This is a genomic window from Streptomyces sp. JW3 (assembly GCF_052216785.1).
In the GTDB taxonomy this organism is placed as follows: Bacteria; Actinomycetota; Actinomycetes; order Streptomycetales; family Streptomycetaceae; genus Streptomyces.
Genome location: NZ_JBQOUX010000098.1, coordinates 1 through 15084, shown reverse-complemented (window position 1 = coordinate 15084; position 15084 = coordinate 1). Strand labels below are relative to the sequence as shown.

11 protein-coding genes and 1 pseudogene are annotated in these 15084 nt (G+C 68.8%); 6 read left to right on the top strand and 6 right to left on the bottom strand.

The window, feature by feature from the left end:
* Window positions 1-362: 362 nt before the first annotated feature.
* The 5 genes from ACTT8P_RS29910 (at window position 363) to ACTT8P_RS29890 (ending at window position 6443) form a co-directional block, all read left to right on the top strand.
* A complete protein-coding gene (locus tag ACTT8P_RS29910; protein ID WP_442834895.1) occupies window positions 363-1166 on the top strand; it encodes a TnsA-like heteromeric transposase endonuclease subunit in 804 nt (267 codons plus the stop codon).
* 44 nt (window positions 1167-1210) lie between these two features.
* Window positions 1211-3385, top strand: a complete 2175-nt coding sequence (locus tag ACTT8P_RS29905) for a Mu transposase C-terminal domain-containing protein (protein ID WP_442834894.1) — start codon at window positions 1211-1213, stop codon at window positions 3383-3385.
* 83 nt (window positions 3386-3468) lie between these two features.
* On the top strand, window positions 3469-4500 hold the full coding sequence (locus ACTT8P_RS29900) for an ATP/GTP-binding protein (protein WP_442834893.1): 1032 nt from the start codon (window positions 3469-3471) through the stop codon (window positions 4498-4500).
* Window positions 4501-4651: 151 nt separating this feature from the next.
* On the top strand, window positions 4652-5326 hold the full coding sequence (locus tag ACTT8P_RS29895) for a hypothetical protein (protein WP_442834892.1): 675 nt from the start codon (window positions 4652-4654) through the stop codon (window positions 5324-5326).
* Window positions 5327-5552: 226 nt separating this feature from the next.
* Window positions 5553-6443, top strand: a complete 891-nt coding sequence (locus tag ACTT8P_RS29890) for a hypothetical protein (RefSeq protein ID WP_442834891.1) — start codon at window positions 5553-5555, stop codon at window positions 6441-6443.
* 106 nt (window positions 6444-6549) lie between these two features.
* Here ACTT8P_RS29890 and ACTT8P_RS29885 read toward each other — a convergent pair whose 3' ends face one another.
* The 3 genes from ACTT8P_RS29885 to ACTT8P_RS29875 all read right to left on the bottom strand — a co-directional run bounded on the left by ACTT8P_RS29885 (window position 6550) and on the right by ACTT8P_RS29875 (window position 8295).
* Window positions 6550-7455: a hypothetical protein gene (locus ACTT8P_RS29885; RefSeq protein ID WP_442834890.1), complete on the bottom strand. Its 906-nt coding sequence runs from the start codon at window positions 7453-7455 to the stop codon at window positions 6550-6552.
* Between the two features lie 258 nt (window positions 7456-7713).
* Window positions 7714-7923 (bottom strand): hypothetical protein, encoded by a 210-nt coding sequence (locus ACTT8P_RS29880; protein WP_442834889.1) that lies wholly within the window; start codon window positions 7921-7923, stop codon window positions 7714-7716.
* Window positions 7924-8121: 198 nt separating this feature from the next.
* Window positions 8122-8295: a hypothetical protein gene (locus ACTT8P_RS29875; protein ID WP_442834888.1), complete on the bottom strand. Its 174-nt coding sequence runs from the start codon at window positions 8293-8295 to the stop codon at window positions 8122-8124.
* 877 nt (window positions 8296-9172) lie between these two features.
* Between ACTT8P_RS29875 and ACTT8P_RS29870 the strand changes: the two genes are divergently transcribed.
* Window positions 9173-10135, top strand: coding sequence for a YecA family protein (locus tag ACTT8P_RS29870; protein WP_442834887.1), 963 nt, complete (start codon window positions 9173-9175; stop codon window positions 10133-10135).
* A 504-nt stretch (window positions 10136-10639) separates the two neighbouring features.
* Here ACTT8P_RS29870 and ACTT8P_RS29865 read toward each other — a convergent pair.
* From ACTT8P_RS29865 to ACTT8P_RS29855, 3 genes and pseudogenes are all read right to left on the bottom strand, one after another.
* Window positions 10640-12076, bottom strand: a pseudogene (locus ACTT8P_RS29865) (IS1380 family transposase).
* Window positions 12077-12519: 443 nt separating this feature from the next.
* Window positions 12520-13170 carry a hypothetical protein gene (locus ACTT8P_RS29860; protein WP_442834886.1) on the bottom strand — a complete coding sequence of 217 codons (651 nt, stop codon included), beginning with the start codon at window positions 13168-13170 and terminating at the stop codon, window positions 12520-12522.
* The gene (locus tag ACTT8P_RS29855) at window positions 13167-14984 is read right to left on the bottom strand and encodes a DEAD/DEAH box helicase (RefSeq protein ID WP_442834885.1); all 1818 of its coding nucleotides are present in this window, start codon (window positions 14982-14984) and stop codon (window positions 13167-13169) included. Before ACTT8P_RS29855 ends, ACTT8P_RS29860 begins: the two co-directional genes overlap by 4 nt.
* Between the last annotated feature and the right edge of the window lie 100 nt (window positions 14985-15084).

Genomic DNA, 15084 nt, shown 5'->3' with positions numbered 1-15084 from the left:
TGGTGGGGGCAGATGGCGGCGCGGGGACTGTTGCCGGCGGGAGCGCTTGGCAGCGGAGCATGCCAGGGCCCGAACACGGCGCGTGGGCCCGCATGAACGTTCTGCCGCCGAGTGTGACGATCTGACCTGCGCCGATGTGCCGTGATTCGAACCCATTCGGGTGAGGCGCGCGCCGGCGGTCGCCTCACGCCCCCTGCCGGTCCCGCCCCACGCGGCCGACGCCGTGCCGCGCACCGGCCCGGCCGGCACGGCAGGTGGTTCGTTCACACGATCGAGCGAGGCGCGCGCCGGATTCCCGCGCCTCGCTCGTTCGAGCGTGTTCGAGCCGGTTCGCTTCCCTGACGGAGACTCGGGCCGTCACCGTGTTCGACACCGCCCGGATCGATCACACGGGCGACGTCCATGTTTTCGCGATCCGTGAAAAGGGGTGTGCTGTGCGGGATGTGGTGTGGGCCGAGTTCCATTCCCCGGCCGGGCGGCTGGTGCGGCGGCCGGTGAGCCAGCTGCTGCGGGAGGCGCTGGAGGAGCGGGAGCCGGTGTGGAAGCCGGTGCAGTACCGGGGCAAGCAGGCGATCGCGACCTGGTGGCGGCCGGCCGGGGCTGCCCGACATGCCGGCTGCGCGACGTTGGAGGCGCTGGCTGCGGCCCACGCACTGGAGTTCGATCCCGAGGTGGCCGCCTTCACCGCGTGGCCGGTGCGGTTGAGCTGGGCGGACGGCGGCGGCGCCCATGTGCCGGACTTCTTCGCGCGGCTGGCCGACGGGCGTGCCCGCCTCGTGGTGCACGCTCCGGGCGGCACGGCGAGCGGCGACTGGCCAGAGGTGCGCCGGCTGCTGGATGCCGCCGGGCACCAGGCCGGCTGGCAGGTACGGGTGCACACGCCGGCGGACACGTCGGTGGCGGAGGCGGAGAACCGGCGGCGTCTGTCCCGCTACCGGCATGCGCGTCTGGCGGATGCCGAGGCGGCCCGGCTGCTGCACGCCGCGTTCGCCACACCGAGACCCCTCACCGAGGGGGTGGCGGCCACCGGCCTGCCGGAACTTTCCGCCCTGGCGCAGGCTCATCACTTGATCTGGAAGCAGGATCTGCGCATCGACTGGAGCCTGCCGTTCGTGCCGGCCCGGTCGCTGGTGTGGTCGCCTGCGGCACCCCGGGCGGTGGCGTGATGGCCGCGCCGTGTGTGCCGGTTGCACGGCAGGGTGCTGTGGCGGTGGGGGACGCGGTGCGCTGGCGCGGCTGCAGCTACCTGGTCACGGCCCTGCAGGGCAGCAGCGTGCATCTGCTCAGCCATGGCGCCGACGGCGAGGACGCCGTCGTCCTGCTCGATGCGCTGCTCGGCGCGCCGGACTTCGCCCGGCTCGCCTCCCCCGACGACAGCACGGACGGCCGGGCCGTGCCGGCACGGGAGGGCCTGGCGAGTGTGGCCCTGCTGGAGGGACTGTCGCCGAAGGCGCGGGAGGAGGCCGAGTTCTGGCTGGACCACGTACTGGAGGTGCACACCGGTCTGCCCGGTTTCGCTGCGCCCGGCTGCGAGCCCCGTCCCGGGTACGACCCGGCGCGTACGACGCTGCGTGAACGGTACGCGCTCAAGGCTGCCGAACTGCAGGCCGCGCACCACCAGGTGTCGGCGGCGACGGTGGAGCGCAAGCGGCTGGCCTGGCTGGCCGAGGGGGTGTGGGGGCTGGTCGACAAACGCAGACTGCGGGCGCCCGGCAGCCGCGGCCGCGTCGACGAGCGGGTCGTGCGGCTGCTGCGGCAGGTGTACGGCCGGCTGAAGAAGAAGTCCACCGGAACCAAGTCACGGCTGTTCGAGCTGCTCAGGAGGGCCTGCGTGAAGAAGTTCAAGAAGAGGGAGGCCGGGCGGCTGCTGCCGTCACGGGCCACGTTCTACCGGCTGCTGAAGCGTCTGGGGATCGCGTGCGGCAGCGGCAAGGACACCGTCCGGCAGCGGGAAAGCGACGCCAGCCGCCCGCAGCCGCCGTTCACGCGGGCCATGGCGATCGCGCCGGGTGAGCAGGTGCAGATCGACACCACCCAGCTCGATGTGCTGGCCCTCGACGAAACGGGCCGGGCCGTCTCCGTCGAGCTGACCGCAGCCATCGACGTCGCCACCCGGTCGATCCTGGCGGCGGTCATCCGGCCCAAGTCCAGCGGCACCAAGACCGGTCCCGACAGCCGCCGGCACGGCGGCCGCGCGACCAAGGCCGTCGACGCGCTGCTGCTGCTGGCCCAGATGTGCACGCCGCAGCCGGTGCGGCCGGGCTGGTCGCGCAGGGCCCGCGCCGAGGGCTCGGGGCTGCCGTATGCGCAGCTGGTTCAGGCCGATGAGCGCATGCGGGACGCGGCCGCCCGGCCGGTGATCGTGCCGGACATGATCGTCATGGACAACGGGAAGGTGTTCGCCGGGCGGGCCTTCATGGACGCATGCGCCTATCTCGGGATCTCGGTACGTCCGGCCTGCTACCACTCCCCCACCCACAAGGCGATCATCGAGCGGACCTTCGGATCGGTGAAAAGCCTCTTCAGCCAGTTCCTCACCGGCTACACCGGCCGGGACTTCACCCACCGCGGCAAGAAGGTCGCATCCGAACGGCTGTGGCGCCTGGACCAGCTCAACGACCTGCTGCAGGAGTGGATCGCCACCGGCTGGCAGCAGCGCCCGCACCAGGAACTGCGCAACCCGTTCCTGCCGTCCATGGCGCCGCGCACGCCCAACCAGATGTTCGCCGCGCACGTGGCCAGTAGTGGCTACGCACCCCTGCGGCTGACCGCAGAGGACCGGCTGCGGCTGCTGCCGACCGCATGGGTGCGCGTCACCGACGCGGGCATCCGGCTGCACCAGCGCACCTACGACAGCCGGGCGCTGAACGGCTACCGGGGCGCCGCCTCCGGCTGGCCGGGCAAGAAAGAGCGCTGGCCGGTGCGCTACCACCCGCACCAGCCCGAAAAGGTATGGCTGCAGGACCACCGCACCGGCACCTGGGCGGAGGCCGACTTCATCCACCAGCGGGTGATCGGCGACGAGTGGAGCGAGCACGTCTGGGACCAGGCCACCGCCGTCCACCTCGCCGAGGGCGGCAGCGCCAAGGACGAGCGTGCCATCGCCCGCGTCGTTCGCTCCCTGCTGGAACGCGCCGGCCGCGGCCCCGGCCGCGCCACCGGGCCCTCGCCAGTGCCCCTGGAGCGCGGACCGCAGGTGGGTCCCGCGCCGCGCCCCAACCCCTACGCGGGCATCCCCGCCCCCGTCTTCGGGGGTATTCCGGCCCTGCCCAGCATGGACGTCGACCCGAGGCGTCTGTCCCTGCCCGCCGCCCACGACCCGGCCGGCCAGGACGTGGCCGGCCAGGACGTGGCCGGCAGCAGCCTGTACGGCGAGAGCGCTTAGAACCCGTTCACCCCTTCCCCTCCGGGGCCGGTGCGAACCCGCCCGCCCCGGCAGCTTCTCTGACGATCGAAGAAGGCTTCGAGGTGCCCCTTTCTCCCCCTGCTGCCGGCTACGGCGAGCGGCCTGAGCGGCCCACCGTCCGCGCCGGCTGGCAGTCCTACGTCCACCGCATCGTCGTACCGCCCGAGCTGGGCGACCTCCTGCCTGCGGGCACTCCCGTCGACGCCGGTGATGCGCGGCTGCGCTATCACGCCACAATGCGCACGGTGCAAACACCCGCGTTGAAGAAGGCCGTCGTCCTTGCCAGGCGGCTGTGGCTGGCCAGCGGCTCACGCAGCGAAGGCCCCCTGCATCTGGCTGTCGACGGCCCCGGCGAGACCGGGATGACGACCGTGCTGCGGCAGGTCGGCCGCGCCTTCGAAGGCATCGTCAGCGACCAGCTGCCCGCCGACCGCACCCGGATCCCGGTCATCCACATCAACGTACCCCTGTCCCCGGCCAGCAAGCTGGACTGGTCCATCCCCTTCGCCGACTTCGTCGGCCACCAGCACACCAAAGATCCCGAAAGCGGCCAGCGCAGCACCGACATGACCGGTCCCGTCTGCCATGTCATGAAGACCCGCGGCACCCGCCTGGTCCTCGTCGACGGCATCGACCGGCTGGAGAACTCCGAGCTGAAGACGGCCTTCGACTACTTCAGCTACCTTTCCAGCGAGTTCGGCGTCTCCTTCGTCTACTGCGGTCCCGGCGCCCGGGACATCGCCAACACCGCCCGCCGCGGCAAACGGGCCGAGGCACCAGCCGGCGGAGCAGGCGGCATCCCCGCCCTCGCGGTCAACCCGATCCCCTACAGCCCCGACGCCTACGACATCTGGCACGAGGTCATCAAGTTCTTCGACCAGGACCTGCGACTGCACCGGCACAGCCCCGGCGACCTCCTCGCCCTCGCCGCGCATCTGCACGAACGCACCGGCGGCTACATGAAGCCGCTGTCCTACCTGATCTGCCAGGCAGCCCAGGAAGCCATCGAGACCGGCACCGAAGCCATCACCAAGGAACTCCTCGACAACCAGCTGATCGGACGCTTCGCAGACGATCCGATTCTGCAGATCTGACACGCAACTCCTCAGATCATCCGCTCGTTGCACCCCATGTCACCGACGGGCCGCTGCCGACATCGCGACATGCGCCGCCAGACACGCGCCGCCAAGCGCCTGCTCCGCCGAGAGCCCTCCTGCCACCACCCCCTGAAAGAGCTTCTTCCCCGTGGCCAAACGCAAAGCCAAAGCCGCCCGCCCCCGCCTGGTACCCGCCATCGTGGTAGCGGACGTGACCGAGATCGGCACCTCGCCCGGCGTCCTCGTAATCAGGACCGGTCCCCTCACCAAGACGCCCAAGGTCATCACCGTGCCCGCCGAGATGATCGATACGTTCGTCGCGAAAATGCAGGAGGCTGCCCGCGCGGCGGAAGAGGACTACTGGGGCCTTCTGCCCTCCTTCCGTGTCGGGGCCGCCACTGACGACACCGCCGAACTGACGCGAGCCAAGGACAAGTGGATCCTTTCCCAGCCCTGGCGGCAGGAAATGCAGCAGGCACTGGGCAACCACCACAGCCGCCTGTTCTTCATGGACTACGCGGGACACGTCGGCGTTGTCGCAGCTGCACCCTACGTAGCCGCTCCTCATCTGCTGATCTTCGATCCGTTGCAACTTCACCGGCTGGCTCCCGCGGTCCGGCGAGCCGCCGCCCAGGCATGGCACAGCCTGCCGGCCGCCGTGGCCGACCCGACCCAGCGGCTTACAGCGGCGCAGCACGAGTGGGCTTCGGTTCCCTGGCCGCGCACCCCGGTCACCCTGCCCACCCAGCAGCAGGCGGACAAGGTCATCACGGGGCTACGCACCGAATTCCTACGCCGGGCCCCGCTCCTGAAGGAGTACTGAGCGCTCCCGGACAGCCGCCCGCTCTGCGCCCGCGCGTTGCGGCAACACGCAGACGAACGGCTCATGCCCCCATCGGCGTCGATCCGTCGAGGGGCTGCGGCCCTCCAGCGCCCCGGGCCGGACAGCGGACCCGTCCCTCTCATCTCTCGTTCTTCTTTGCCCGCCGGTGCGGCACGCCGCACCGGCGGCGCGCCCCGCCTCCCCACCCCAGAACAGGGAATGCCTGATGGAGCAGTACCGCACGTGGTTGGAAGTGCGTTTCCGCGATCACGACAGCCAAGACGCCCCCTGGCAGCGCTACGACGAGGTGCTGGATCCCTTCTACTCGTACGCCCCCCGCAGCGAGCAGGTGTACGAGGACGACAGCAACTGGCTTCCGGGCACTCCCCAAGAACGCGCCCAGGACGATCTCGACGACGCTCTCGGCATCGTCATCGACGAGCAGTACCTCGCGCGCGTGGTGCGCGATGGTCCGATGGATGTGCGTGTCCGGCTTGTGGAAGGAGACTCTCGTGCCACCGCTGACAAGGTCGTTGCCGTGTGCACGCCGTCCCCCGAGGGGGAAGCCCGGGCGTATCTGACGTCAGCCCTGCGCGGCTACGACGACGTACGGGACGACCTGCGCTGGAGGCTGCTGCAGGCACACCGGGCGGGTGTCGATGGGGACGAACTCATCCGCAAGGCCGCTGAACGGATCACAACAGCCGAGATCCGCGGCCTGTTCGAGGCTGGCCGGCTGGCCGAGGCCGCCCGCGCCGTCGTCGCCGGCTGGCAGGACCCGGAGGGACGGGCAGCCGTGAGCGTCGAGAGGGACAACTCAGTCGTTGTCCTGCTGCGGACCTCGTTCCGGCAGGAGATCAACTACGAAGAGATGTGCCGCAGCGACGGCCCGGAAGGGTACGAAGACTGCGAGGACGGCGACTTCTGGGGATACAAGGAGGGCGTGCGTGACGCCAAAGCACTGCTGCAGTTGCTGACCGAGCACTACACGGTCACCTTCGGCGACCGCCCGGCGGCGGCGTCCGACCTGGCCCCGCTGGATCCCCACCAGTGGGGACGGGTAAGCATCGCTCCCAAGCCGGGGGCGGCGTGGGCGCCGTCCATGCCCTCGCCCTGACGCATCGCCCGGCGCGGCGGAGGGCCCTGGGCGGGGCAGGAGGTACGCACTGCCCCGCCCAGGTGGGCTCCCCGCCGCTCCCCCTCGCTTGAGGCAATTGCCCTGCTCAGAAGGGATTTTCTGCCGAGGCAGCGCGCTGCGGGTGGGCAAGCTGGGACACTTGGGCGAGTTGCAGGGCCAGTTGGCGGCGATGCACGTCGTTGGTCGGGGCCACACACTTACGGACGGCCGGGCCGCGGTCGAGCAGGTGGAATCCTGCAGCCTGCACCAGGCGGCCCCACACTGAGTCCTCGGTGTCGATATCCGCGGCGGCAAGGCGGCACCCCGTACCGAGGAACTCCACTGCCTGGGCGGCCAGGTACGCGCCGAGCCCGAATCCCCTCCATGCCTTGTCCAGTTGGACGTGGAGGAGAACCAGCAGATCACCGTGTCCCTGCAGGCCGAGTTGACGCATCTCGCTGTCCGGGTTCTCCCAAGCAGCGAAGACGTCTGCGGCCAGGCGGCCGAGATGGTACTGCTCGCCGTGCACGCTCCCCAGGATGGAGTCCTCTTGCCCCCAGTCCAGTCGTGCCAGCGCCAGCCGGCCGATCTGCCCCAGCGCGGGGTCCAGGTCGTCATCCGCCGGCCGGTGGTGCACGCTCACGCTCCACCACTGGGCGTCCTCACGTACCCACCAAGGCGACAGGCGTTCCGGCTCGCAGGAGAACTCCAGCTTCAAATCACCCGGGTTTCCGGGCAATTGCAGCGGATCGAGAGGGCCGATCCGCCGTGGAACGCCGCGTAGCGCACCGATCGGCTGCGTGCGAGGCCTGGGGGCCACGGCGCGCTGGAGACGTTCCCGGTCAGCGTTGATCTCTGGCGTTTTCTCTTCGTAGTACCAGTCGTCGACATCGTCGGGGTCGGCGAGGTGGAGCTGCTCGGCGAAGTACTGGGCGTGCGCGACTGCGGGCAGGCCGACCGCGACTGCGGCCTGCATGAGATTTGTCATGAGGTCGCCTTCGACATGATGCATCCAGTCCCGCTCCTGGCGGTGGCACTCGGCGAACAGGCTGGTCTGCGCGCGGACGGTCTCGGCGCCGCCCGCAATTGTGTGCGCATCGCACAAGGTCCGGTAGCGGGTGGGCCTTTCAGAGCACCGTGGCTGGTCACAGAGCCGGTGAGCGTCGCCCCATGGCCCCTCTGGGAGATGGAAGCGCCGCCGGGCGTCGCTAACGACGACGCCGTCCGGGCCGACGGCCTCGACGGAGAGGCTGCGCTTCTCGGCCTCCAGTCAACCATCTGCCAGAAGGTTGATGAGGGCCAGAACGCTGGCGCGGGCCACCTCAGTTCCAAGGATGGCCGAGTGATAGACCACAAATCCGCCGCTGTGATGCGCCGGAGTGCGGGAGGACTCTTCGATGAGGTCCCAGGCCGAGAAGGGAGCGGGGACGGGGTCGTCGGGCGGTGATGCAAGCGGTCGGGCTGGTGTACTGCTGTTCATGGTGTGGCTCCGTTGCGGTGTGGGGGCGGGAGGGATCAGAGATGCTGCATGGGCGGGCAGGCGCAGTGCGAGCACAGCTCGCCGTCCGCGACCTTTCCGGGGTGGCACGACCAGTCGTGTCCGCACGCGCAGAGCAACCCGCCGTGGGCAGCGGAAAGGAACACACTGTGCAGGCCGCGCTGTCCGGCTGGCGCCGGCCTACAGGGCGGGCAGCCCTTCGGGGAGGCGTTTGAGCAGTTCCCGAGTCAGGCCGGAGCGGCCCTGGTTGAGGATGATGTCGGTCAGTTCGTGTTCGAGCCATGCCCGCACCGGGGCGGGGGTCTTGGCGATCAGCCAGCTGCGGAATCCCGCCGACGCGTCGTCGAGCAGCACGGTGTTCCCCTGCTGTGCCTTATTCAGGAGGGCTGCGAGGCGGTTAGCGAGTTCGGCGCCGGGCGCCGGGCGGTCCCCTGTGGCCTTGCGGGCGTGCAGCAAGCGTCAGGCTCGGACGTATCGTCAGCCTCCCGGTCAGATCACCGCCGTCGGCGCCTTCCCCGGGGCTGGTGCGCCAGGGACACGTCGTGCTGAGCCGACTGACGTACCAGGTGCGGAAAGCCAAGGGATGGGCGGTGCCTCGCGAACGCGCCCAGTCGACCACCCAGCCGCACGCCTGCTCCAGCAGCGTCCAGGCGACCTGGCCCGCAGCCATGGCTACGGCTGTGGCTGTATGTCGGCTCAAGTGCAGGCGATGCGGTCTACGGCGCGGCTTCTTCTTCTGTGTCCGTCCCATGTCTGCCCCCCTTCGTGTCTGACATCGCTGACCAGTTCCGGCGAATGTCTGTGGCGACCGGTCAACGAGCGCTGAGACGACAAGCAGTGGAAGTGACCGTAGTCTCGCTACTTCGCGTGATCATCGAGCATTCACACGACACCGCGCGCCGGGAACAGCACTCATTTCGAGGGCAGACGCCGCCTGTACTCGCAAGGCCGGGGCGTCTGCACGGTGATGACGGCACGTCAATCACCAGCATTTGCGCCGTGTTGACTCCCCCTATCGACGCACGCCAGGCAGCGGGGCAGCCCGAAACGGCAGACCAGAGATAACTGTTGTGTTGTGGTACGCCGACAACGTCCTGCTTTCGTGTGACGTTTCCCGGAGCACCGTTGCATGATGATCTCCTGTTCATAGGGGCCGATCGTGAATCGGGCCGGTTGCAGGGGGTTGGATTTGAGGCATACACCGCAGGGCACGATCGCTTTGCCCCGCAGGATGAAGCATCTCGCGGTCGACAGCCGCGGCTATCCGGTGATCGCGACGGTCGAGCGCAGTACGCAGACGGTGGATTTCGGTTCCATCAACGAACGGCGGAAGCTGGCGCTGGCAGCATTCGACTGGTGTGCCGTGTGCGGTCTGCCCTTCGCCGACGAACTGCGCTGGCAGACGGTGCTCCAGGAGGGGCCGTTGCCAAACGGCGTCATCAGCGGTGAGGCTCCGGTCCACGAGGTATGTGCGCTGTATGCGGCGCAGGTGTGCCCGTATCTGTTCTCCCCGCACTCGCGCCTGGGGGACGAGCCCCGCAAGGGAACGGTGCGACACCCCGTGGTGCGGTTCGTGGGATTCGAGTCCACGAGCGCGGTGACCGCCAACGAGTCGGGGCTGCAGCCCGGTACCTACACCCTGCACTTCGAACACCGCGGCCCAGCGGACGAGTTCTCCTACCGCACGCCTGACGAGATCCGGGAACGGTTCGCCGATGTCCTGGTGTACGAGAAGGATCTGCCCGTCAGTGATGCGGAAGGCGTGCTCGTGCGGCTGTTCAACCGGCTTGACGACGAAGACGAGGGGGACGTGGTCACCGGCGCGGCGCTGGCCGCGGGCGCTGCCTTCGCCAAGGACGTCTTCAGACTGCAGGGCCTGGGCGCTTTTGAGGGCAAGCAGTATCCCGCTGTCGCCGGGCTGCTGCTGAAGGGCTCCGAACAGGAGATCCGTCAGTTCTCCGCAGGCTCACGGGACGAGGCCTACGGTGTCATCGGTCCCTGGGTGCTTGAGCGCGCCGGCAGCTTTCCCGTGCCGCTGCAGCGCTGGCGTACCCGCGGAGAGAGCATGGTTCGCCGCCCGGCGCCGCGCCCGCCGGAAGGCCCCGGCCGTAGTGTCTCCAAGAACGCGCCCTGCCCGTGCGGGTCTGGCCGCAAGGCTCGCCGTTGTCATCCCTCCGGAATGCCCGCCAACTGACAGCCCCTGGCAGACGCAACGGGTCCGTGTCCCTTGGCGGGGCGCAGCTTGCTCTTCCGGGTCGGTGACGGATGGGGTCACATGCTCGGCGCGGCGACGGCAGCCGGGCAGGCCGACGCGTCGCATCAGCAGCCCTACGGTGCCGTGGCTGGCGTGGACGCTCGGGTCCGGACGAAACTCGACGTGCACCCAGCGGGAGTGGTACGCACCGCGGGAAGCGGTGCGGATACCTGCGGTGTCCTCATGGGCCAGGGGTCCTCGATCAGGCGGGTCGACTGCGGACGATCCCGTCACGCGCAGTACCCGCACCCGGCAGGCCAGCTGCACCAGCAGGTTCACGGGCCATCACGCGGACGGCTTCGAACCGCATTAGCCTCGCCGTTTCGGTTGGGGTGATGTGTCGGGTGGCTGGCGCGTTTTCGGTGTCCGGACATGGCGGAGGCCCGGCGCGGTGGCCGGGTTCTCCGGGGTCCTTTCGGTCGTGGGCGTCCAGGGGCCGGCTGGTCAGCCGGCGGGACGGGGCAGTGCGGCGAGGCGATGGAAGGCCGTGGCCAGTTCGTTCCTCCAGGGCCAGGTCGCCGATATCCGCAAGCGCAGGCGTCGGCCGCCGCGGGTGAGGCGGGCCGCGACGTGCAGCAGCCGGTAGCGGAGCTTCTTCGGCTCGGCAGCGGCCAGCTCCCCGTCCAGGAGCAGGACGCGTGTCCAGGCCAGCAGATCGATCGCCGCGAGGCTAAGTTCGAGCCAGACGGCGTTGATGTCGAAGTCGCGGGAGGGGAAGCGGCCGAAGCCGGTGGTCTTGCCGCACCGGATGTGGTCCTCGACGGTGGCATGCCCGCGGTGACGGACCTCCAGGAACTGGGCGGATCCGCCCCCGGAATATGGCGTGTCGGTGAGGAACACCTGGCGCCGCAGGCCCTCGTCCTGGTAGAACAGTGAGAGCTGGGCTCCGGGGTGCGGCCGCTCGCGGCACACGATGATGCGAGTGCCGGTCGGGTAGCCGGACAGCTCGACCATGCTGGTCAGCTCCGCGATTTCGGCACCGTCACGCAGCGTCCCGTCCTGGTCCAGGGCGGGATGCTAGAGGCGGTCGGGCATGGTCCGGACAGCTCGGCGGACCGGGCCGGTCATGGCGTATCCGACGGAGAAGAAGGTACGGATTCCTCGTTTGCGCAGGTCGCGGACATGAGTGAGGAAGGCTTTCGCGGTTCCGGCACTGTCGGCGCGGACGAGGATGTCGGTGCCGTGCCGCTGAGCGTCGGGGATCTGCGCGAGCGCCTGGTCGAGCACCGTGATGTGATCGGCGGCCGTGTTGGCTCCGGCATTGCCGGGCCGCAGCCGCCCCGATACCGCCTCGCCGGTGTTCGCCAGGAAACACAACAACGGGTGGAAGCCGAAGCCGCCCTTGTAGGTGGGCGCGGCCTGCTCCTTCTCGGAGTGGCAGGTGACCAGTGTGGCGTCGAGGTCCAGGACCAGTCCGGGCAGTGCACGTCCGCCGGCCCGGGCTGCGGGTATGTCCTCGCCCTGCTCAGCGGCCTGCAGCCAGGCCACCTCCCGGGCCTGGGCGCGGGCCGAGCGCAGAGCGGTCAGAGTCCTGTCGTCGGTGTCGGCAAGCAGCCGCCAGGCCGTCAGTGTCGAGGCGACAGGGCCGAACACCTCGCCCTGGTCGCGCAGTACCGCCAGGTCCGCGATGGTCTCGCCGCCGTCGGCGAGCATCACCGCCAGGTCGGTGGCGATCCGTCCCGGATCATGGCCCGTCCCGCGCGGCCGAAGCGGCCTGAGCGCGGCGGAGTAGGCGGTGGTCAGCCCGGTGGCGTCAGCGAGATCGGCCAGCAGCCGTGCCCCGGCATGCCCGACCACCCCCGAACCATCGGCGCTGACGTGGACCCTGGGACGCAACCCGATAGCCTGCACGTAGAAAGTGCCCTCCGCCTGGACCGACAGAACCCCTCAGCAAGGTTCATCGTCCCAGGTCAGGAAGGCACTTTCGCATTTTCGCCCAACCAGCCGCCGTACCCAACCGAAACGGCGAGGTTAGGGGGACGTCACCTCACCCGGTATCGATGAAGTGCCGGCAGAGCTAGACACGGATCGTCTGGTCGCCGATGCTGACGTGCTGGACGAGCCTCGGAGATCTTCCTTCCGGATGTGACGAGATCGAGAGTCTTGCGGCGGGATTCGGGCGGATAGCTGCGGAACATCGCAGCCTCCAAAGACTGCTGGATGGTCAAATTCAGCCGACCCGACTCCATCAGACCCAGGTCAGTCCACCTCCGCCGATACCGGGGTGCTTCAGCGCACTGCGGCATTAGCCGTCTGAGCACCGTCACGCCACACGCTGCCTCCTCAGCAGGACGGGGCGATCAAAGAGGCAGCGGTGGCGAACGTCAGGATTGGTCCTGCTGCTCGTTGGGCTGTGCAGGGGTAAGCAGTGCCGCCAGTGCTGCCAGCTGTTCCGGGGCGAAGTGCCGTCTCAAAACGTCTGCGGCCTTTTCCGGCTGGGAGACCGGAACGGACACGGTTCGTTCTCTCAGCCCGGCCTCGATGAGGGCCTTGTTGACGCTGAGGTCTCCGGAGGTGACCTGGGGCAACAGGTGGGGTGCATGTTTGCGCAGTTTCCGCAGGCCTGCGGCGCGGGTGGTGCCCGCAGGACGGAAACTGTGTCTATTAGACACGGTTTCCTCGGTTTCGCCGTCCTGGTGCAGGAGGACAGGGCGGCCGGGAGGGCGAGCCAGGTGCTGGTCGATGAGGTTGAGCAGGTCGATGTCGTCGCCGACCATGCGGCGGACAAGGTCTTCGGTGGCGCCGAGTCCTTTGAGCGGTGGGGTGGTGATGAACGCGAGGAAGTCGTCGTGGTGGATCTCTTCGTCCCGCATGGTGATGAAGTGCCGCCAGGATCCTTGCTCAAGGACCTGTCTGAGCAGGCCGGGAACGCTGGACAGGCCGTTGGCGCCGTTGTCGAGGCCTGTGCTGAGCAGGTTGATCAGGACAGCATGTGCACGGAGCTGACGGGCGGTGTCGGGGCGGGAGGAGTTCACGGTGCACCTGCCGCGAGACGGCGCAGCCATTCCTTGGCGTAGTCGATTCCTGCTTTGAGCTGTTCGGTGCTTCCGTACTGGGCGTAGGCGCCGGTTTCACGGTTGATCTGATTTCGGACGCCCGTGAAGTCGTCGTTGAAGAACTGGCGGGCGATGCGGCGTGCGAGTGTCTCCAGTTCTTTGCGGCGGTGGGCACGGATCCGGTAGTCCGCCTCGATTGCGGGTGGTGTGTCGTCCGGCGGCTCTGGTTCCTGCTGTGGGTTGCCCGGTTCGCGGATCAGCCCGTCCTGGATCATCTGACGGAGCATGCCGATGACCGTCTGGGGATAGCCGTAACGGTCGATGACGTCCTGGGCCTGGTAGTGCAGGTAGGGCTCGTGCGCGTTGGCGCCCAGCAGTGTCTGCTGCAGGGCGACGTTGTCGACGGAGACGGCGGAGGGCAGCAGCGACATCTGGCCTCCGGGGCCGACCGCGATGCTGCTGAAGTCCAGCAGATCCCCGCCGTCGGGCAGTTGGGAGGGGTAGGTGCTGTTGGTGACAGCGGGTTCCGCCGGGGGCGGAGGGCTGGGCACAGAGGCGTCTTGGGGGCTTTGCTCCTGTTCCAGTTCCTCGATCTCATGGACCACGTCGTCTTCGATGCCCTGGGCGAGTTCCCGCAGCACCGGCAGGGACGGCATGAAGATGACGGCAGGGTCGGTGTCGCGTGGATCGGAGATGCGCACGACGCGGGCGGTGGCTTGAGCAAAGAAGAGTTCCGTCTTGGTGCGGGTCAGGTAGACGAGCACGCGCAGCCGGGGAATGTCCACGCCCTCGGACACCATGCGGACAGCGATGATGTACGGGTCGCGGGTTGCCGAGAAGGCTTCAAGTTTGTCCTTGGCCTCCCCGTCCTCGCTGATGACCACGGTCGCGTCGCAGCCGGTGGCCCGCTTGATGACGTCGGCGTAGGCCTTGGCCTTGTCCTGGTCGTCGGCGAGGATGAGGCAGCCGGCGTCGCGCACGGTCCGGCGGATCGCCGACAGTTCCTTGTGCACCGATTTCATCAGCTCATAGAGCCATCCGCTGTCGGGGGCCATCACGGCGCGCAGCATGTCGGAGACGTCGTCGCGTCTGAGCGCTTCGGACAGGTTGCGGCTGACGGCTACTTCTTCGCCAAAGGGCACTTCTTTGACTTCGGCGTCATAGAAGCGGCAGTCGGTGCGGCGGATGACGAAGTCGCGCACGCCGCGACCGGTGCCGTAGGTGAAGTCACGGTGGATGCGCTCCTTCCCGTCCGGGCCCGTGGCGTACGTGGCGAAGGCGATCTTGGCGGTGTCGGAGCGTTTCGGGGTGCCTGAGAGCAGCAACCGGTGGCGCGCGAGTTCGAACGCCTTCAGTACCGCGTCGCCCCAGGCCTTGCGCTCTCCGGTGTGGTGGACCTCGTCCAGGATGACGAAAGTGCTGTGGATGTTCAGGGCGTTGCACAGCCCTTGGGCGGCTCCCGAGGCAGCCACCGCCTGGTAGGTCACTGATACACCGACGAACTGGCGCGGGTGCTGGAAGGGGGACCTCAGGTTGGTGTCGGGGTCCAGGGAGATACCGAACTCGGCCGCTTTGTCGCACCACTGACGGGTCAGCGCTTCCGTCGGAGAGACGACGACGACTTTTTTGGCCTTGCCCTGCTGCAGGAGGTACTTCGCAACCGCGAGAGCCAAGACGGTCTTGCCGGCTCCCGGGCACACGGCGGCGAGATAGTCCTGACGCAGACGGGCCACGTACTCGCCGAATGCCTTCGACTGCCAGTCCCGCGGCTTCCGCGGCCAGATGTCAGACATCCACCCTCCACAAGGCATGTCCCGGTCGCGTCCCGCGAAGTGGTGTAAGCGATCACGCGCCTTGCTGCCCGCTGTCCGGCTCGCGACGATCTTTCCGCCG

Excerpts from the sequence above, each read along its gene's own strand:
- ACTT8P_RS29890 (WP_442834891.1), top strand. The coding sequence starts at position 5,553 with ATGGAGCAGTACCGCACGTGGTTGGAAGTGCGTTTCCGCGATCACGAC.
- ACTT8P_RS29885 (WP_442834890.1), bottom strand. The coding sequence starts at position 7,455 with ATGCATCATGTCGAAGGCGACCTCATGACAAATCTCATGCAGGCCGCA.
- ACTT8P_RS29880 (WP_442834889.1), bottom strand. The coding sequence starts at position 7,923 with ATGAACAGCAGTACACCAGCCCGACCGCTTGCATCACCGCCCGACGAC.
- ACTT8P_RS29870 (WP_442834887.1), top strand. The coding sequence starts at position 9,173 with ATGAAGCATCTCGCGGTCGACAGCCGCGGCTATCCGGTGATCGCGACG.
- ACTT8P_RS29855 (WP_442834885.1), bottom strand. The coding sequence starts at position 14,984 with ATGTCTGACATCTGGCCGCGGAAGCCGCGGGACTGGCAGTCGAAGGCA.